This window comes from Clostridium sp. UBA7339 (assembly GCF_002470865.1).
Classification (GTDB): Bacteria; Bacillota; Clostridia; order Clostridiales; family Clostridiaceae; genus Clostridium_J; species Clostridium_J sulfidigenes.
In genome coordinates, this window is record NZ_DKPI01000014.1 from 314,186 (window position 1) to 333,070 (window position 18,885).

Annotated in this window: 15 protein-coding genes; 6 read left to right on the forward strand and 9 right to left on the reverse strand. The window is 28.0% G+C overall.

Annotated features, from left to right (window positions below; translation table 11 throughout):
- Positions 1–9: 9 nt before the first annotated feature.
- The 4 genes from B2S02_RS15760 to B2S02_RS15775 all read right to left on the reverse strand — a co-directional run bounded on the left by B2S02_RS15760 (position 10) and on the right by B2S02_RS15775 (position 2,830).
- Positions 10–315 (reverse strand): hypothetical protein, encoded by a 306-nt coding sequence (locus tag B2S02_RS15760; protein ID WP_346878289.1) that lies wholly within the window; start codon positions 313–315, stop codon positions 10–12.
- Between the two features lie 53 nt (positions 316–368).
- The gene (locus tag B2S02_RS15765; protein WP_346921009.1) at positions 369–992 is read right to left on the reverse strand and encodes an HD domain-containing protein; all 624 of its coding nucleotides are present in this window, start codon (positions 990–992) and stop codon (positions 369–371) included.
- 121 nt (positions 993–1,113) lie between these two features.
- Positions 1,114–1,803 (reverse strand): HAD family hydrolase, encoded by a 690-nt coding sequence (locus tag B2S02_RS15770; protein WP_346849119.1) that lies wholly within the window; start codon positions 1,801–1,803, stop codon positions 1,114–1,116.
- A gap of 58 nt (positions 1,804–1,861) precedes the next feature.
- Positions 1,862–2,830, reverse strand: coding sequence for an NAD-dependent epimerase/dehydratase family protein (locus B2S02_RS15775; protein ID WP_346891002.1), 969 nt, complete (start codon positions 2,828–2,830; stop codon positions 1,862–1,864).
- 424 nt (positions 2,831–3,254) lie between these two features.
- On the opposite strand from B2S02_RS15775, the gene B2S02_RS15780 reads away from it, so the two are divergent.
- Together B2S02_RS15780 and B2S02_RS15785 are read left to right on the forward strand one after the other, a co-directional pair.
- The gene (locus tag B2S02_RS15780) at positions 3,255–4,811 is read left to right on the forward strand and encodes an ABC transporter permease (protein ID WP_346921010.1); all 1,557 of its coding nucleotides are present in this window, start codon (positions 3,255–3,257) and stop codon (positions 4,809–4,811) included.
- A gap of 14 nt (positions 4,812–4,825) precedes the next feature.
- Positions 4,826–5,476, forward strand: coding sequence for an ABC transporter ATP-binding protein (locus B2S02_RS15785; protein WP_346921011.1), 651 nt, complete (start codon positions 4,826–4,828; stop codon positions 5,474–5,476).
- A gap of 114 nt (positions 5,477–5,590) precedes the next feature.
- On the opposite strand, the gene B2S02_RS15790 is transcribed toward B2S02_RS15785, so the two are convergent.
- The 4 genes from B2S02_RS15790 to B2S02_RS15805 form a co-directional block, all read right to left on the reverse strand.
- Positions 5,591–7,606, reverse strand: a complete 2,016-nt coding sequence (locus B2S02_RS15790) for an ABC transporter permease (RefSeq protein ID WP_346921113.1) — start codon at positions 7,604–7,606, stop codon at positions 5,591–5,593.
- Entirely contained in the window at positions 7,596–8,363 is a 768-nt protein-coding gene (locus B2S02_RS15795; RefSeq protein WP_346849123.1) for an ABC transporter ATP-binding protein, read from the reverse strand. Before B2S02_RS15795 ends, B2S02_RS15790 begins: the two co-directional genes overlap by 11 nt.
- Before the next feature lie 275 nt (positions 8,364–8,638).
- Positions 8,639–9,649: a sensor histidine kinase gene (locus B2S02_RS15800; RefSeq protein ID WP_346849124.1), complete on the reverse strand. Its 1,011-nt coding sequence runs from the start codon at positions 9,647–9,649 to the stop codon at positions 8,639–8,641.
- A 139-nt stretch (positions 9,650–9,788) separates the two neighbouring features.
- Positions 9,789–10,463 carry a response regulator transcription factor gene (locus tag B2S02_RS15805; RefSeq protein ID WP_035135324.1) on the reverse strand — a complete coding sequence of 225 codons (675 nt, stop codon included), beginning with the start codon at positions 10,461–10,463 and terminating at the stop codon, positions 9,789–9,791.
- A 243-nt stretch (positions 10,464–10,706) separates the two neighbouring features.
- Between B2S02_RS15805 and B2S02_RS15810 the strand changes: the two genes are divergently transcribed.
- Positions 10,707–12,179, forward strand: coding sequence for a S41 family peptidase (locus B2S02_RS15810; protein WP_346879593.1), 1,473 nt, complete (start codon positions 10,707–10,709; stop codon positions 12,177–12,179).
- 47 nt (positions 12,180–12,226) lie between these two features.
- On the opposite strand, the gene B2S02_RS15815 is transcribed toward B2S02_RS15810, so the two are convergent.
- Positions 12,227–13,399, reverse strand: a complete 1,173-nt coding sequence (locus tag B2S02_RS15815) for a MalY/PatB family protein (RefSeq protein WP_346849126.1) — start codon at positions 13,397–13,399, stop codon at positions 12,227–12,229.
- Between the two features lie 232 nt (positions 13,400–13,631).
- On the opposite strand from B2S02_RS15815, the gene B2S02_RS15820 reads away from it, so the two are divergent.
- The 3 genes from B2S02_RS15820 (at position 13,632) to B2S02_RS15830 (ending at position 18,853) form a co-directional block, all read left to right on the forward strand.
- The gene (locus B2S02_RS15820) at positions 13,632–14,783 is read left to right on the forward strand and encodes a double-cubane-cluster-containing anaerobic reductase (protein ID WP_346921012.1); all 1,152 of its coding nucleotides are present in this window, start codon (positions 13,632–13,634) and stop codon (positions 14,781–14,783) included.
- A gap of 179 nt (positions 14,784–14,962) precedes the next feature.
- Positions 14,963–17,131: a helix-turn-helix domain-containing protein gene (locus B2S02_RS15825; RefSeq protein ID WP_346849128.1), complete on the forward strand. Its 2,169-nt coding sequence runs from the start codon at positions 14,963–14,965 to the stop codon at positions 17,129–17,131.
- A 345-nt stretch (positions 17,132–17,476) separates the two neighbouring features.
- On the forward strand, positions 17,477–18,853 hold the full coding sequence (locus tag B2S02_RS15830) for an MATE family efflux transporter (protein ID WP_346878281.1): 1,377 nt from the start codon (positions 17,477–17,479) through the stop codon (positions 18,851–18,853).
- The last annotated feature ends 32 nt before the right edge of the window (positions 18,854–18,885 follow it).

An 18,885-nucleotide genomic window follows, 5' to 3' on the forward strand; every position in this document is an offset into this window, starting at 1 on the left:
TTAATATTATTATAGATTGTCTATTCTCTTCTCAAATACTCCTCTCTCAAAGATTATGTCATTAAGCGACAATAAAACTCCAATTAATATACCATACCAAATGTAATGTAGTTCAAAACTATCCTTAATTGTCAAAGCAATAAAAACAGCAATACCATACCCTATAGCACTCCATATTTTCTTCTTCTTAGATTTTGATACAAATTTCTGCATCGGTTTAAAAAGTCCAATAATGCTATCATTAAGTCCTTTAAACAATATTGAACATATAAACTCAGCCACTATAACCCCTATAACAATATATAAAAAATCCATATAACACTCACCCTACCCTTTATCTAAAGTTCATCCATTATATATACATTTAATTAATTACCTATTTTATTAATAAATTCTTCTAGCCATTGTTTTCCTTCTATAAACCATTTATGTGGATATAATATTAACTTATTATCTACAATATAATTCATATATGCTAAAGATGCATGATATAATGACTTGTCTAATTCTTCTTTTACCAAATCATAAAAAGGAGGTCTTCCATCTTGATCCCATGAAAGTTTGTCAGCTATAAATAAAGTCATCTCATATGGTGTAGGATTTAATTTTAAAGTAGTATGACAACCTATTGCACCTAGTATATTATTATCTTCTATGTTAAAACCTTCCTTTGCTAATTTAACTGAACAACGTTGATGTAATAAAAATGGGTACTTTTTTTCTGCCTCATCTATATACCAATTATTATCCTTAGCATACTGTAGCATGTCTTCAGGGCTAATAATTGCACTAATGTCATGAAGATATCCAGCAATTTCACAAACATCTTTATCTAAGTTATATTTTTCTGCAATTATAATACTAGTTTTAGCAACATTAATACTGTGCTCTAAGGTCTTTTCTCCATTATTCCCCATGAATATTCTTTCAATATTTTCTTTTATTTCTCTAGACATATCTAAATCATTTAAATTTGTGTACTGTTTTATCATAGCTATCCTCCAATGTATTTTTAATTATCACAGTATAATAAATAGTTTTTCTAAATCTAATGATTATCTTATCCTGTATGAACTCAATAGCTTATTGCTAACCATTTTCAATATTAATTTTCTATACTATTATTTCTTTCACTCCTAATAAATCCTTTGAGTAATATCTAACATTTTCTTCTGTATTAGATCTTACTAATACTGCTTTAATTCCAACATGTTCTGGACCTGTTACATCAGCTAAAATACTATCTCCAACCATCCATATATCCCTATAATTGCAATGCTTCTTCAAAGCATAATGATATATTTTAGGATTTGGCTTCTCATATCCAACATTAGCAGATGATATACAATCGATTATATACGGTGATAATGCTAATTTCTCTACTATCTTAGGTAATTCAGGAATATGATTTGAGAGTATTACGTTTGAATAACCCTTTTTCATAAAGTACTGTAATACTTCTATTGTATCTTCATATAGTTGAAAACTTTCTCCTGATGCAAGTACTTGTCTAATTTCTTTTGAGTAGATAGCTGCTTTTTCTTCTGAGATATTTAACTTTATATATCCCTTTATTAATATATCTTCAGCATGGTTCCACCAAGCATCACTAGAAGTGAGATTCACATATTCCTTTTCAGGTTGTTGCCAAGGAAATCCCACTAATGAGATTTTCTTAAAATCTTCAATACCTATTTCCGTATATGGTTCATACTTACATAAAACCTTGAATAAAGCTTTACTAAGCATCCACTCATTATGAGCTAATGTACCTTGAAAATCCCAAAATATTAACTTATCCATTTTAATCTCCATATATTACTAAATTCATAGTTATACATCCATATTATAAAACTATGAACTATTTTCCTAATAACTTATAAATTTCTTCTTCCTTTTCTGCTACATGCTTTTTCATCATAACCGTAGATTCATTATGAAGATACCATTGATAGCACTTCTTTAAGCCTTCCTCCATAGAAGTTTCTTCTTTAAATATACTATGGACTTTTTTTACATCCAACACATTGTCATAATTAAAAAATGAAAAGAAGTCTCTCTCATTATACCCCTTCTCCTCATAATAAAAATGATACTTTATTGCCTTTTTACCAGCAGCCTTCTCACATAATTCTATCCATGTATTAAAGGTCACTGCCTCACTATTCCCAACATTATAAATAGATAGATTATCTTGATTTGTCTCTAAAAATCCTTCTACTAAATTGCCTAGGTCCTTAGAGTAGATAAATTGAATTTTAGTCTCTCCATCATTAGGAATTAGAATAGGCCTATCATTGATAATATGATGGAAAATAAAGCCTTCCCTTGCTGCATAATTATTTTCTCCATAAACATAAGGAGGGCGTAGTATTATAAGCTGAACATTACTATAGTTATACTTATCCTCTAAAAACTCTTCACACTCTATTTTGTTTGTTCCATAATCTCCCCAATATTTATTTTTACCTAACATAAATGATTCCTTAAAAGGTATTTTATAATTTTCTACATCATAGACAGCACTTGAACTAATAAAAATATATTTCTCTAACTTTTCATAATTTAAGGCTTCATGAAGAATTTCTAACTGATTTACATTAAGTCCAGACACATCAATTATATAATTAAATTCATGCTCACTAAGACATTTTTTCATTTCATCTAAATCTTCTCTGTCACAAATTATATTAGTAATTCTTTTATCTTCGTTTTTTCTGCTTCCTCTATTTAAGGTGTAAATTTCATAATCTTTCTGAGAACCTAATAAAGCTTCTACAATGGCTTTTCCTATAAAATAGCTTCCTCCAAGAATTAAGACTTTTTTCATTTTCTCCACCTCTACATCTATAAATTTAAAGCTTTTATAAAAACTTTCCAAAAACCGCCTTAACATTTTTTTAAATAAATTTTTTTATTTTCCATTTGTCTATCATAATATTATTTTACAGGATTAATCTGTATAAGTATATAATTAATGTAATATCATTTAAATATAAATAAATTTTATATTAGTTAAAATTTTTACTAGTTAATAATTTTTCAAGAATAGAGTGGAGCTAAAATTGGAATAAATTTTTTAATATTTTCGTTATAATAATGTTTCTATATTCTAATATATAATTAAACTATTAGAGTGTAGAAACTTTATTTATATATTACATTTTTAAGATTATTTTAAGGTAAGTATTTCATAATTAATCTTACAGGTAACCACTTAGAAAATTTAATCTCTGTTAGAAAGGAAGATTATTATGTACATCTTTAAAAATGCCTTAAAAAGTATTACAAGAGCAAAAGTTAGAAATATTTTAATTACAATTATAACAATAATTATTTCTGTTTCCGCTTGTATTGCCCTTAGTATTAGACAAAGTGCAGAAACTTCAAGGGAGGCCTCTCTTGATTCATTGGAAATTACTGCACAAATATCCGTAGACCGACAATCACTAATGAAAAATGCTGAATCCTCTAATGATAAATTAAAAACATTACAAGGTTCACAAAATTTATCATTAGAGGAAATGCAAATTTATGCACAATCTAAATTTGTAAATGATTTTTACTATACTATTACCTCTTCTCTTAACGGCGATATCACTTTATCACCCGTAGATACCTCTACTACAAATGAAGAAGATTCTATTAATTCAAATGGAATGCCAGTGAATAACCCAAATGGTAATAAGGGATTTGGTAAAATGGGGAGTCAGGGAGATTTCACTATTATTGGATACAGTTCCCACGATGCAATGACATCATTTAAGAATGGTACAAAAAAAATTACAGATGGAACTGTGTTTGATTCAGAGACAACGAAACCACAATGCATTGTTAGTGATGAATTAGCCATTCTTAATGAATTGAAGATTGGAGATAGTATCACATTAGTAAATCCAAATAATGAGGAAGAAAATGTAGCAATGACAGTTTGCGGTATATATAACAATAGTGAATCTTCTACCTCTCAACAAGGAAACATGATGGGTTTTAATGCTTCATCTGATCCTGCAAATCAAATTTATGTAAGTTTCAATGCCTTAAACTCAATTGTTGATAAATCTAAATCAAATGCAACAGTTGAGACTGATGAAACATCAGGAATAGAAATCTCTACAGCTTTACGTGGTCAGGAAAGTGGTACATACGTGTTCTCTAATATTGAAAACTATAAGGCTTTTGAAACAGACGTTGTTGCTCTTGGTTTAGATGATACAATCTATACAATTTCATCACAAGATGTTGATTCCTACGAACAAAGCCTAATACCACTAAATAACTTAAGCAATTATTCACTGTATTTTCTTTTAGTTGTTTTAATAATAGGTGCAGCTATACTAATTATTTTCAACCTATTTGCTGCAAGAGAAAGAAAATATGAAATTGGGGTATTAGCTGCTATTGGTATGAATAAAGTAAAAATTGCAACTCAATTTATATCTGAAGCATTTATCATTACATTTATCTCCATAGTAATAAGCATTTGTATTGGTGCTACTATTTCTGTTCCAATCGCAGATAAGTTGTTAGAAAATCAAATTGCTTCTGTAGAAACATCTAACCAAACAACTAAAGAAAACTTCGGTGGTGAATTTCAAGGTAGAATGGACAGTAGTAAAGGTAGCATGTCAAGGCCGTCTAATAGTAAAACAAAAATTAATTATGTTAAAGATATTACAGCAAGTATAGATGTTGTTGTTTTATTCCAACTATTAGGACTAGGTATTTTACTTGCCTTGATATCAAGTGCAACAGCAGTAATATCTATTCTTAGATATGAACCATTAAAAATCTTAAGTAATCGTACTTAAAGGGGGCCGTTATTATGAGTTCTTTTATACTAAAAGATTTATGTTATTCTTATGACAATAAGCAACATGAAATTATAAGTCACATGAATTATGAATTTAAAGATAATAAAGTTTATTCTATTGTAGGAAAATCTGGCGCCGGTAAAACAACCCTTCTCTCCTTATTATCTGGACTTGCCAAGCCAACACAAGGTTCCATTTTATTTGATGGAAAAGATATAAGCAAACTCAATTCTTGTAAATATAGAAGTAATTTTATTGGAGTTGTTTTTCAAAGTTTCAATCTCTTAACTCACTTAACAGCCATTGAAAATGTTATTCTTTCAATAGACACATCAGGTAAAAAAATATCAAATAAAAAAGAAAAAGCCTTAGAACTATTAAATAGTGTAGGATTGGATGAAACTACAGCTAATCGTAGAATATTAAAGTTATCCGGTGGTGAACAACAACGTGTTGCTATTGCACGAGCATTATCCTATGATCCTGCAGTAATCTTAGCAGATGAACCAACTGGAAATCTTGATGTTGAAACAGAAAATAGTATTATAAAAATATTTCAAAAATTGGCACATGATCATGGTAAATGCATAATTTTAGTTACCCATTCTCCAGAAGTTGCTAATATGTGTGATGTGGTTTATAAACTCTCATCTAAAAATTGATAGTAGTTATGTAATATAACCTTATATGTAAATATAAAGGTAGCCATTAAGGCTACCTTTACTACTAAAAAATATATTCATTTCATTCCCTGGAGTAACTAACACTTAGCCAAATCATAGATTTGGAGTGTTAGTTACATTCTTATAGCCTATATAGGTGGCGTAGAAATAGCCTCCATATATAGCTATTATCAGTAGTGCTGTTATAGTGGCTGAAGCCCCTATCTCTGCATTGCCGTAAAGAGATATAAATTCATTAGCTACACTAATTCCAACTATGGAGTGAATTATAGCTAATACTAATGGCATTGCAAAGTATATTAAAGTTTGAATAAATATAGTTTTATTTATCATCTTTCTTGAAGCTCCAATCCTTCTTAGAGCTTTATATCTATCAATGCTCTCACTAGCTTCTGATAATTGTTGAAGAGCAAGGACTGCTGCACTAGATATTAAAAATACAATCCCTATATATATACCTATATATAAAATTGTTGTAGTAGCTCCTTTTGTCATACTGTATATGCCAGTCTTAGTATCACCTAATATTATAAAGTCTTTACCCGAAGCATTTTCATCTCTGCTATTTTTGAATATTTCTCCTATTTCTGATTCTCGTTTTTCTCTATCTTCACCTACAAAGTTACAATTTAATATAGAGTCATAGGGCTTAAGGTTTTCTAAAGCTTTATCTGGAAGTATTACTGTAAAGAAATTATTAGCAAAGCCTGTGCTTTCATAAGCTTCTGTAATAAGCTCTTGATTTTTTATATTATAGTTTATATTATTTATTTTAATTACTGTGTTTTCCTTCATATAGCTTTTAACTAAAGGCACTAATTTACTAAAGTTAGAGGTTATTAATACTTCATCTTCTTTTAAGTCTATAGGACTTTGTCCATTTAACTCTCTTAGTTTATTATAATCACTTATCTTTAGAGCTGACATGTCATTATAACCTTTATCTAGAAATTTATCTTCTTTGCCATCTCCATATCCCTTTAATAAATCACCATAACTTTCTTCTAGTCTATACTCTTGTAATACTACATACTTTTCTTTATCTGTGAAATTGAACCCTAATTCTTTAATGGCCTGTTCTATAGTTTTGTTTTCCGAGCCTTCAAAATTTATAATTCTAGCTGAGACATCAAAAGGTACTGTATCCTTAAGACTACTTTCTAAAGAATTTTTAAAACTCAATCCCGTAGATAATATAGAAATAGTTATAAAGAGCATTAAACATATAACTGTTATAGATACAAAATTTGTGTTAATTTTACTACTTATCTGTCTAGTAACAAATATATTTAGTTTTTTAAGGTATATATTTTTACTATTCTTGATTACATACAATATAAATCCAGCTAATCCATAATAAAATAATATAGTTCCTAGAATCCCCAGTATTATCGAAATAGTAAATCTAGAATCAGTTATGTCTAATCCCACTTCTATTATAAACTTATAAGCAGTTATAGGTATTCCTACTCCTAAAATAAAAATAATAATTGATACTATAGGATTTTTAATCTTTATATTTTCACTTTTCTTATTAGCATTTATCATATCTATAAGTTTGTATTTTGAAATTACAAAGGTATTAAATATCATTATAAGTAAAAACATTATTCCAAAATAAGCTATAGTCTTTACAGCAGCATTTTGTGAAAATACAAATTTGTATTCACTCATGCCTACCTGAAATAACTTCGCTGTAAAAAGAGATAATCCTTGTGATAAAACTATACCAAAGATTAACCCTGCTACTAAAGACATAAGGCCTATGAAAAAAGATTCAGACACTAAAATACTTGAGATTTTTCTTTTACTCATACCCAATGTCATATATACACCAAGTTCTTTTTTTCTTCGTTTTATCATAAAGTTATTTGCATAAACAATGAGTCCACCCAAAATTACTGACACAAATACAGATACCCAAGAAATAACTGTAGTTAACATATCTATAAAACTAGCTTCCTTCTTACTTATTTCAAACATTGCCTTTTGTGATTCTATAGAGTTAAAGCTATAAAATATACAAACGGCAAAGGTTAAAGTTAAAAAATATATGGTATAGTCTTTAAAACTTTTCTTTACATTATTTAATGCAATTTTAGAATACATCTCCACTGTCACCTCCAAGTAATGTCACTACCTCAATAATTCTATTAAAGAATTCTTTTCTACTATCATTTCCTCTAATTAGTTCATTAAATACTTTTCCATCTTTTATAAATAAAATCCTATGAGCATAACTAGCTGTAAACGCATCATGTGTGACCATGAGTATAGTAGCTTCTAGTTCTTCATTTAATTTCTCAAAGGAGTCTAGTAATAATCTAGAAGACTTAGAATCTAATGCTCCTGTTGGTTCATCAGCTAAAATTAGTGATGGATTAGTAACGATAGCTCTAGCTGAAGCAACTCTTTGTTTTTGACCACCAGACATTTCATAAGGATATTTATTTATAATTTCACTTATACCTAATTTGTTTGCTACTGCTTTAATTCTTCCATCTATACTTTTAGGTTTTACATCTTGTATAGTAAGTGCCAATGCAATATTTTCATAAGCAGTTAATGTATCTAAAAGATTAAAATCTTGAAATATAAATCCAAGCTCATCTCTTCTAAACTTTTCAATATCATTATTCTTAAGACTAGTTATATCTTTATTATTTATAATTATATTTCCTGTAGTCACTGTGTCAATGGTAGATATACAATTTAAAAGTGTAGTTTTACCACTTCCAGAAGGTCCCATTATTCCAAGGAACTCCCCCTTCTCTACCTCAAAACTTATATTATCAATAGCCTTAGTCACATTTCCCTTTCCACCATAATATTTTTCTATATTTACAACCTTTAAGACATTTTCCATAATTCATCCTCCTAAAATACATTTTAAGTTTTTCCTTAACTTTATGAGCTTATTATATATTTTTCTAAAAATATGTTGTATTTAATTTCATGTCATTAATCTTTCATTTTCGTAAGATAATAATGAAAGTCTAGAAGTTCATCTATAAAATTAGGAGTAGCCCTGTTTTTTAGACTATTGAAGTCCTAGGTATAAGTATAATATAATCAAATATTTACCACAAAAAAACTGATTGAGATTAATTTTTATCCAATCAGTTTTTATTTTAGCTATTATTAGAAACTAGTAAATCTTCCTAGGGGAAAATTTATATACACCTTAGTTCCATATTCTAACTTTGACTCAATACTTATCCCCAATCCAAGTCTATTACAAAGTTTTTTACACAGATATAATCCCATTCCTGTGGATTTACCAAACTTTCTTCCATTATCCCCAGTAAAACCTTTTTCAAAAACCCTAAAAATGTCTCTTTCTGAAATTCCAACACCATTATCTTCTATAGTTAAAGTTATTTTATTTTCTGTAGAAGTTGAATATATTTTTATTATCCCATTTGATTCCTTAGAGTACTTTATGGCGTTTCCTAAAACTTGATTTAAAATAAATTCCACCCATTTTATATCACTGAAAATTTTACCTCCCATATCTCCTATCTCTAAGGATATTTTTTTATTTATGAAATCTCTAGAATTCTTTCTTAAAATCTCCATAACAGCTTCTTCTAAATTAAATTCTCTTATAATATAGTCCTTACTTACATCGTTGCTCTTTGAGTAATAAAGGACTTGTTCTATAAAATCTTCTACCTTCTTCAATTCATGTCCAATTTTATTTGTTACCGTACTTTCGTTATTATCTATAATAAGTCTAGCAGAAGCAATAGGCGTCTTTACTTCATGAACCCACATTTCTATGTATTCTCTATATTCTTTTTGGGTACATTCATACTTTTTTACATTTTCATGCATATTTTTATTACATTCCTTAAGAACTTGATAAACTATTTCACCTTCTAAAAAATCTGGCTTTTCCATAACCTCTGGAAGCAAATACTTTTTATCCAAGCTATCTATAGTTCCTGTAATATTGTCTAGAAATTTCTTATGTTTAATAACTTCAAGGGTTAAATATGTACTTAATGGAGTAAACCATAATATGAAAGATAAAAATATTAGTCCACTCCCTACATTTAAAAATATTAAAATAGATACAAAAATCATAAATAGGACTCCATTAATTATTAAAAAGCCAATTCTTGATTTAAGATAATCCCTAACTTTCATTTTATCTATTCCTCTCTACTATTTATAGTAGAAAACTCCTTCAAACCCGCATAAACAGAACAACTATTTAAATAGTTTTATTTTTCCATATTTAAATAGTTTTATGTATAAATAGTTCTCTACATAAATATTTATATATTTATGGCATTATATATCCAAGTCCCCTTCTTGTTTCTATAACATCTTTAATTCCAATTTCCTCTAATTTTTTTCTAAGTCTTGTCACATTAACTGACAAAGTGTTATCATCTACAAACAAATTAGACTTCCATAGATAATCCATTAGATCCTCCCTAGATACAATGTTTCCTTTATTCTTTATAAGGTAATAAAGAACTTTTAATTCATTTTTAGTGATTTCTAAAGCATTATCTCCACAGTTTATGGTCCCATTAGATAGATTTAACTTTAAATCATTATATACTAATATTTCTTGATTCCCTTCATTCCCTTGATTTACCCTCTTTAGCACTGAATTTATCCTTGCTAAAAGTATTTGTGTATTATAAGGCTTAGTTATAAAGTCATCTGCTCCTAGATTCATACTCATTAGCTCATCCATATCACTATCTCTACTTGTAACCACAATTATAGGTACTTGAGAAGTTTTCCTCACTTCTCTACAAATGTAGAATCCATCAAATACAGGTAAGTTTATATCTAAGAGTATGAGATTGGGCTCTTCTTTTTCAATAATAGATATTATATTTTCAAAATTAGTAGGGGCTATTACCTCATATCCATATCTATTTAAAAATGTTGCAAGCTCCTGCCTAATAGTTTCTGTATCCTCTATTATAATAATCTTTGCCACTTTATCACTCCCAATTTTTTTATACTATATATTAACATTAATGTAAAATTAACATTTATCTATACTAAAACTAGTTGAAATACTTTTCCAATTCTTATTAATAACATTATAACCAAAACATAGTGTAACTAAAAGGCAGTCAATTATTAATTTGTTTTATTTTTATTCATAAAGTCTTTATTTTTTTACATTTTATGGTATAATAACCTTATTTAATAGAATTATAGGGAGGTGGATTTTAATTTGAAAAAAACTTTTAAAATTCTTTTTATTATAATTTTAGGTTTAATTTTAATTTATTTACCTTATTATAAAAAAGATATTTCCTTTGAAAAAGCTTTAGAAAAGATAAATCATAAAAATTTAAATATTCCCATATCTAAATTAAATATTAGAGAATTTATATCCGAAATTCCAAATGAAGATATACTAACTGCTAAAGAGCACGCTCTACTATTTTCAACACCTCACGTAATATCTCCTACTGCTATAACCAGAAAAGAAGCTATTTATGATGTAGAACTATATTTTAAGGCTTTAAAATCTAGCTACGCACCATATAATTATTATGGTAGTGATAAATTATTTTTACAGGCTAAGGAATCAGTTTTAAGTTTTATTGGTGATAATGATGTAATTAATGTAGCTGAACTAACAAAAACCTTAAAAGATAATCTTGCTTTTATTCCTGATAGACATTTTTATATAGGTACCAATGGCTTTGACTTAGAAAATACCTCTAGATATTATACAAATTCAACTCTAGGAATTTTCAAAAACAGAATAGGCTATTATGTAGAATATGGAGGTGTTCTTTACTACATTAAATCTATAAATAAAGATGAAAACATCGAAAATTATTTATATCTTTCAATAAATACTGAAGGTAAGCTATTATACAATTTAGGTGTTTTAGCAAAATATTCTGGACAAGCTTCAAGGAACTTAAATGTTGTTTTTTATAGAGGTGAATCAGAATATACTAAAGATATTGAACTGAAATTATCAAATACTTTTTCAGATGAGTCTATTTCACCTTTAGACTACACAACTATAGATGATGTTCCTATAATATCTTCCAGAGAAGTTCCCTACAATATAGGTTTAGAACGAATAGATTTCATTAATACTGCTTCTAAAGTAAAGGATTCTCCTGTAAGTATATTAGATTTACGTGGTAATAATGGTGGTGATATATTGACCGCTTTAAACTGGATAAATGAATATTTTGGAGTTTCATCTCAAGGGAAGGGTCTTTTTCTACTTCTTTATGGAAGATCTAAGGATGCCCCCTCCTACTACGATTTTAACACCTTTCATAAGGACCTAAAAACTTTACAACTTGAAAAAATTCATGCTTATTATTATGAACATATACCTAAATCTAAAAAAGAGCTTAATAAAAATTTAAATACTATCTTTGTTCTTACAGATAAAAAAACCTCCTCAGCTGCTGAATTCTTTGTAGAGCATCTAAAGGATTTTGAAAATATTGTAGTAGTTGGTACTAATACTCATGGTACTCTTGAAAGTTCTAATGTAGAACTGGGTTACCTTCCAAATTCCCATATTGAATTTTCCTATGGAAACTGGTTAAGGCTATATGATGAAAAGTTCTTTAAGGAAGGTGAAGGTATCAAACCTGATATATGGGTAAATGGAGAAGATGCTTTAGAACTAACTCTAAAACTTATTGAAAATTACAATTTAAAGTAACTATTTAAGAGGTTGCCTGATTTTTTAGGCAACCTCTTATTATAAACCTATAATTTATTTACTTCTCTTTCTATTCTTTCTAAAGCTTCTTGAAGAACAACTCTACTAGTTCCTATATTCATTCTTTGGAACATAGCTCCATCATGTCCAAACATGCTACCATCATTTAACCATACTTTACACTTTTTAAGGAAGAATTTACTTAATTCTTCTGGCTTCATATTTAATCCTGAGCAATCAAGCCACAATAAATAGGTTCCTTCTGGTTTTCTAATCTTAATTTTAGGAATTCTTTTATCAAAGAATTCTAAAGTAAAGCCTATATTTCCTGCTAAATATTCCATAAGACCTTGATACCATTCTTCTCCACTAGTATACGCTGCTTCTTGTGCTACTGCACCTAAAGTAGTTGCTCCTTCTATACAGTCTTTTTCCATTTGCAATATATATTGATTTCTTAATTTTTCATTTTTCATAATTATATTTGCAGTTTTAAACCCTGCAATATTAAAGGTTTTATTTGGTGCTGTGCATATTATAGAATTATCAGCAAATTCTTCATTGATAGATGCAAATACTGTATGTATATTAGGTTTATAAACTATATCTGCATGAATTTCATCTACTACCACTAGTACATTATTCTTTATACATATTTCTCCAACCATTTTTAATTCTTCTACAGTCCATACTCTTCCTACTGGATTATGAGGACTACAAAGAATTATCATCTTAGTTTTTTTAGTAATTATCTTTTCTAAGTTATCAAAGTCCATTTCATATCTACCATCTTTACAAGTTAAGGGATTTTCTACAACCTGACACCCATTATTTTTTATAATACTATAAAAAGGATGATATACCGGCGTTTGAATTATAATTTCATCTCCTGGTTTTGTGTAAGCAGCAACTATAGTTTTTAGACCTGGTACAACTCCCGGAGCAAACTTCATCCATCCCTTTTCAACTTTCCATTGAAATCTTTTATCAAACCAATTTATAGCAGCTTTATAGTATGATGGTGGTGTAAGGGAATATCCAAAAATAGGATGTTCTAACCTTTTTCTTATAGCATCTCCTATTTCTTCTGGCACTTTAAAATCCATATCTGCTACCCATAGAGGTATAATTTCACTATCATTATATGTTCTATTTATTAAGTCCCACTTTAAACAGTTACTACCTATCCTGTCCACTTTTTCATCAAAACTGTATTTCATTTTCCCTACCTCCTATAAAATCCTAATAAATTAATAATAATTTTTACTACTTAAACTACTATATACAATATAATTTTATCACTATTTTTATCAATGTAGTATTATAACATTCTATAGATAGATATAAATGTATAAAATAACACTATAATTCATAATATTACATAATTTCTATGTATAATCTTATTAGATAGATTATTTTTAAATAACCACGTAAAATGATAGGAGAATTAAAATGAAAATAAGAAAAGAACTACCTGAAATATTTGAAGACTTTGCAGAGGCTAGGAGAAACTCCTTTATTGCAGCAAAAAAACTTAAAGATGAAAATATACCTTTAGTAGGAGTATTTTGTACTTATATGCCACAGGAATTACCTCTTGCCATGGGTGCAAGTGTTGTATCTCTTTGTTCTATGTCTGATGAGACAATTGCAGAAGCTGAAAAAGAATTACCGCGTAATCTATGTCCACTTATCAAATCAAGTTATGGATTTGCAAAAACAGATAAATGTCCATTCTTTTACTTTTCTGATTTAGTTGTAGGTGAAACTACTTGTGATGGAAAGAAAAAAATGTATGAATATTTAAGTGAGTTTAAGCCTGTTCATGTTATGGAACTACCAAACTCTCAAAGTGAAGAAGGTTTAAAGCTTTGGAAGAAAGAAGTAATAAAATTTAAAGAAGTTTTAGAAAAACAATTTGAAACTAATATAAGTGATGAAAATATTAAAAAAGCTATTAAATTAAAAAATGAAGAAAGAAAAGCTCTTAAAGCCTTCTACGGTCTTGGAAAACTTGATCCCCCAGCGATATTAGGACAAGATATGTTTAAAGTTCTTTATGGTACTACATTTAAATTTGATAAAGCAGAGGTACCAAAAGAAATATATGCCCTAATTGAGAAAATTAAGGGTGAATATGAAGTAGAAAAAAAATATGAAAAGAAACCTCGTATTCTTATAACTGGATGTCCTATTGGTGGAGCTACAGAAAAAGTTATAAAAGCAATAGAAGATAATGGAGCTCATGTCATGGCTTTTGAAAACTGTACTGGTGCTAAAGCTATCGATGAATTAGTAGATGAAAATAATCCTGATATCTATGATGCTATTGCTCGTAAATATTTAAATATTGGATGTTCTTGTATGACACCTAATCCTAACCGTACAGAGCTACTTAATAGAATGATAGATGAATATAAAGTTGATGCAGTGGTGGATGTAGTACTTCAAGCTTGTCATACTTATAGCGTAGAAACATTGCAAATTAAAAGATTTGTTAATAACACTAAAAAAATACCTTACATCAGTATAGAAACAGATTATTCTACTGCTGACATTGGACAACTTAACACTAGAATGGCAGCTTTTATAGAAATGTTATAGAGCCTTAAAATATTGCTTAGGTAAAAATTAGCTATGCAAGTTCATAATAAATCCAAAAACCTCAAGAAAAATAGTTTCTTGAGGTTTTCCCCTTTCTCACTTTTATTCCCCTAGCATGTTTTTTCTAATTAATGCTATAATACTATTAATACTAAAGAAACTGGCAAGGAGAGTTTATAATGCATAGACAATATATTAATTATTCTGCAAATATGCCTGTATCTATTTCTTTTAATACCATTAAAAATTATCCAATCCATTGGCATTATTGCATCGAAATTCTTTATGTTATAAAAGGCACAATCAATCTATATATAAATACTGAAAAATATGTAATAAGTGAAAATCAAATTGAAATTATAAATATAGATGAAGTTCATAGCATTGAAAGTGATGATCCTGACAATAAAGTACTCATATTTCAAATAGATCCATACTTTTTTCAAAAGTACTATAACGATATTGAGAATATGTTTTTTTATACAAACTCTTCTAGTAAGGCTTCGCAATTAGGTGAAGAGTATGAAGATTTAAGAGTATTTCTTTGTCAAGTGCTTTGTGAAACAGTACAAAAACAAGATAATTATGATGAAGAAATCGAAGATATCCTTGTAAAACTCCTTTATCATCTAATAAATAACTTTAACTATTTAATTCATGAAAAACAAGAACTTAAAGAAAATAAAGATCAACTTCAAAGATATCATAGTATATCTAAATATATTTATAATAATTATCAAAATAATATAACCCTTAAAGATATATCTAGTAACGAATATCTAAGCACCCATTATTTATCAAGAGAAATAAAATATGCTACAGGATATTCCTTTACTGATTTTCTAAATCTTATTAGAGTTGAAGAATCTATAAAATTAATTTTGGATACAGATATGACACTATCTGAAATTTCTGAGGAAATTGGCTTTTCTCATACTAGATACTTTAATAAGCACTTTAAACTTCACTATAAGCTTACGCCTTTACAATTCAGAAAAAAATATAAATCTACTCCTGAAGTCCTAGAAAAGTTGACTAAATATATAACTCATCCTTTAGAAGAAAGTCTAGATGAAGTAATATATTATCTGGAGGACTACGACAGGTTTAATTATGAGGATAAAATTCATCAGTTAAATATTAATATGGAAAATTGTATAGGTGAATTTGATAAGAATTTTAATAGAATTATAACCATTGGTGATGCCTTTGACCTTTTAATTGAAGATAATAAAGATACACTAGAAGAACTTCAAAGGGAAATGGATTTTGAATATGGACGGATCCTAAATTTATTTAGTACTGATATGGCTATTTTCCCTGGCTCTAAATTTCATAACTGGAATAGAGCAAAGGATGTACTAGAGTTTATAGAATTTTTAGATATAGTGCCTATAATTGTTTTAGATATGAATAGCACCTATGAAGAACATATAAATGACATTAACGATGAAAGCTATGAAGTTGCCTCTAAAAATATATTATCCCTTAAAAATTCTATAGATATACATGAAGATTTTAAAAATATTCTTCTATCCTTCATGGAATATTTCAGTGCAATAGAAACTCTTAATTACAAAAATTTTAGATTTGAATTTTCCTCTACCTTTCCTGAAAATTTGAGGATTTCAATTGAAGAAATATTAATTTACAATAAATTAGATTTTGAAGAAGAACCTTTTATGATAAATAATGAAGTAAATAATATATATGATACAGCCTATATGATTCCATTTATTATTGATAATGTAGTAAATCATAAGGGAGATTTAAGCTTTATAAGGGCCTTTGACGTCCTTGATAAGCAAGTAAATATAACCAATGAACTATTCTTTGGTTATCCTGGTCTTATAAATGATAAGGGAATAAAAAAACCTGCCTTTTATGCCTATTCACTTTTAAATAAATTAGGTAATACATTAGTAGCTAAAGGTGATGGATACGTAGTTACTAAAACTAACAATCAATATGAGATTTTACTTTATACTTATCATGATAAAATCAATGATTTAATTTCTATGGCAAGTTTTTCAAAGCTTAGAGGTATAAAAAATGCGACTTCGAAAAAACTTTCTCTTAATATAACTAATATTCACTCAGATATTAATGTAACTACCTATGAAATAAATGAAAAGATTGGTTCATCCTATAACTATTGGATTGATATGGGGAGACCAACTAGACTTAACAAAGATGAAAATGGTATTCTTCATAAAGCTTCTTATCCTAATATTAGATTTAAATACTTTAAGAAGAGTACAGTTATAAATATTTTAGTTACCCTAAAAACCTATGGAGCTACATTAGTTATAATCAATGAAGTTCAGAAGCCTATTAAGATTAATTAATTTTACCTCAATTTATATGAATATATATATACTTTCAGTTAAAATATATTATGTTATGTATAAAATATATTGATTTTAAGTACAAAAGCATCCTAATTAAGGTGCTTTTGTGCTTTTTCCTATTTTTAACCAATAACTATTTGGGCAGAATAGTACTTTTTGATGGACACTTAAGTGAATGTTTATTTAATTGTTTTCAACTATAATATTAATATAAGATAAAATATTTTAATAATAAATTAAACATGAAGACAAAACGTATTTTTCTATAAAAATAAAGAGAACTTTTTATAAAATAAACTCAAGAAGAATATGCAGAATTTTCAAATAAATGAGGTGAGACTAATGGGAATTAACCCTAAAATATTTTCGGATGGAAGAACATACAGAGTATTATTTAAATTTGCCATACCTGCAATTTTTTCTTTACTAGTAGCAGAACTCTATAACATGGTAGACACAGTTTTTGTTGGTAGATATATTGGTCCTAATGCTATCGGTGCCTTAACAGTTGCATTTCCAATTCAACGTTTTCTTATAGCAATCGCTTTCTTAATTGGTGTAGGAGCTTCAACCTACGTTTCAAGATATTCCGGTGAAAAACAACCTGAAAAGATTAAATCCACAATAATTAATTCAATATCTATTACAATAGGATCTTTAACAATAATCCCTCTACTTTTATTCTTATTTAGAGGTGGATTATTATATAAACTTGGTGCAAGTGACGTTACTTTTGGGCTAACTAATGATTATATATCTATAATTTTTATAGGAGCAATATTTCAAGGATTAACTATAGTATGCTCTCAAGTAATGACAGCCTTAGGAAACTCTAAAATAGGACTTTATGCTAACAGTATCGGTGCACTTCTAAATATTGTAGTTGACTACATATTAGTAGCTCATTTAGATATAGGTATAGCTGGTGCAGCTATTGCTACTGTAGTTTCTCAATTTGTAGGCTTAATTTTTGTTCTATACAAGTTTAAAGATGTAACTAAACACTTTAAAATTAAACTTTCAATAAATAATATTCTACCAAATATAGATATTACATTAATTAAAGGATTAATTGCTGTGGGATTTTCAACCTTTGTTATTGAAATATCAGATGCAATAGTTTCTGTAGTTTTAAATAACTTATTAATTTCTAGAGGTGGTAACGAAGCTATAATAATAGTAGGTGTTATTACTAAAATATCTATGTTTATGTTTATTGCAATAATTGGTATAAGTTCTGCTATGCAGCCGATTGTAGCCTTTAACTTTGGTGCAAGAAACTTTGATAGAGTTAAAAATACAGTTAAAGCATCTATAAAAACTGTAACAATAATCTCTTTAATATTTGGAGTATTTATTATGTATTTTGCTCCAAAAATGATAGGTTTGTTTTTAACTGATGCAAAGTTATTACCTGAGGCTGTTAAGGCCCTTAGAATATGTATATTCCTTCTTCCTTTAGTTGGTTTATATTATATAGGTATATACTACTATCAAGCAATTGATGAAGCTAAAAAAGGATTTAGATTATCTTTATTTAGACAGTTAATAGTATTCATTCCTTTAGCTATAGTTTTTGTAAATATTTTTGGTACCATAGGTGCATGGATAGCATATCCTGCTTCAGATTTAATTTCTGCAGTAACATCTTTCTATTTATTAAATAGTACTTGGAAAAAGGATCAAAAAGAAGAGACTACTAAAACCGTAATAGCTTAATAAAAAAAATTACTCCTTAGAAAGTTATATTC

Bases quoted from the DNA above. Each gene is read 5' to 3' on its own strand.
- B2S02_RS15825 (WP_346849128.1), top strand. From the start codon at position 14,963: ATGCATAGACAATATATTAATTATTCTGCAAATATGCCTGTATCTATT.
- B2S02_RS15820 (WP_346921012.1), top strand. From the start codon at position 13,632: ATGAAAATAAGAAAAGAACTACCTGAAATATTTGAAGACTTTGCAGAG.
- B2S02_RS15765 (WP_346921009.1), bottom strand. From the start codon at position 992: ATGATAAAACAGTACACAAATTTAAATGATTTAGATATGTCTAGAGAA.
- B2S02_RS15785 (WP_346921011.1), top strand. From the start codon at position 4,826: ATGAGTTCTTTTATACTAAAAGATTTATGTTATTCTTATGACAATAAG.
- B2S02_RS15815 (WP_346849126.1), bottom strand. From the start codon at position 13,399: ATGAAATACAGTTTTGATGAAAAAGTGGACAGGATAGGTAGTAACTGT.
- B2S02_RS15795 (WP_346849123.1), bottom strand. From the start codon at position 8,363: ATGGAAAATGTCTTAAAGGTTGTAAATATAGAAAAATATTATGGTGGA.
- B2S02_RS15770 (WP_346849119.1), bottom strand. From the start codon at position 1,803: ATGGATAAGTTAATATTTTGGGATTTTCAAGGTACATTAGCTCATAAT.
- B2S02_RS15800 (WP_346849124.1), bottom strand. From the start codon at position 9,649: ATGAAAGTTAGGGATTATCTTAAATCAAGAATTGGCTTTTTAATAATT.
- B2S02_RS15775 (WP_346891002.1), bottom strand. From the start codon at position 2,830: ATGAAAAAAGTCTTAATTCTTGGAGGAAGCTATTTTATAGGAAAAGCC.
- B2S02_RS15760 (WP_346878289.1), bottom strand. From the start codon at position 315: ATGGATTTTTTATATATTGTTATAGGGGTTATAGTGGCTGAGTTTATA.
- B2S02_RS15780 (WP_346921010.1), top strand. From the start codon at position 3,255: ATGTACATCTTTAAAAATGCCTTAAAAAGTATTACAAGAGCAAAAGTT.
- B2S02_RS15830 (WP_346878281.1), top strand. From the start codon at position 17,477: ATGGGAATTAACCCTAAAATATTTTCGGATGGAAGAACATACAGAGTA.
- B2S02_RS15790 (WP_346921113.1), bottom strand. From the start codon at position 7,606: ATGTATTCTAAAATTGCATTAAATAATGTAAAGAAAAGTTTTAAAGAC.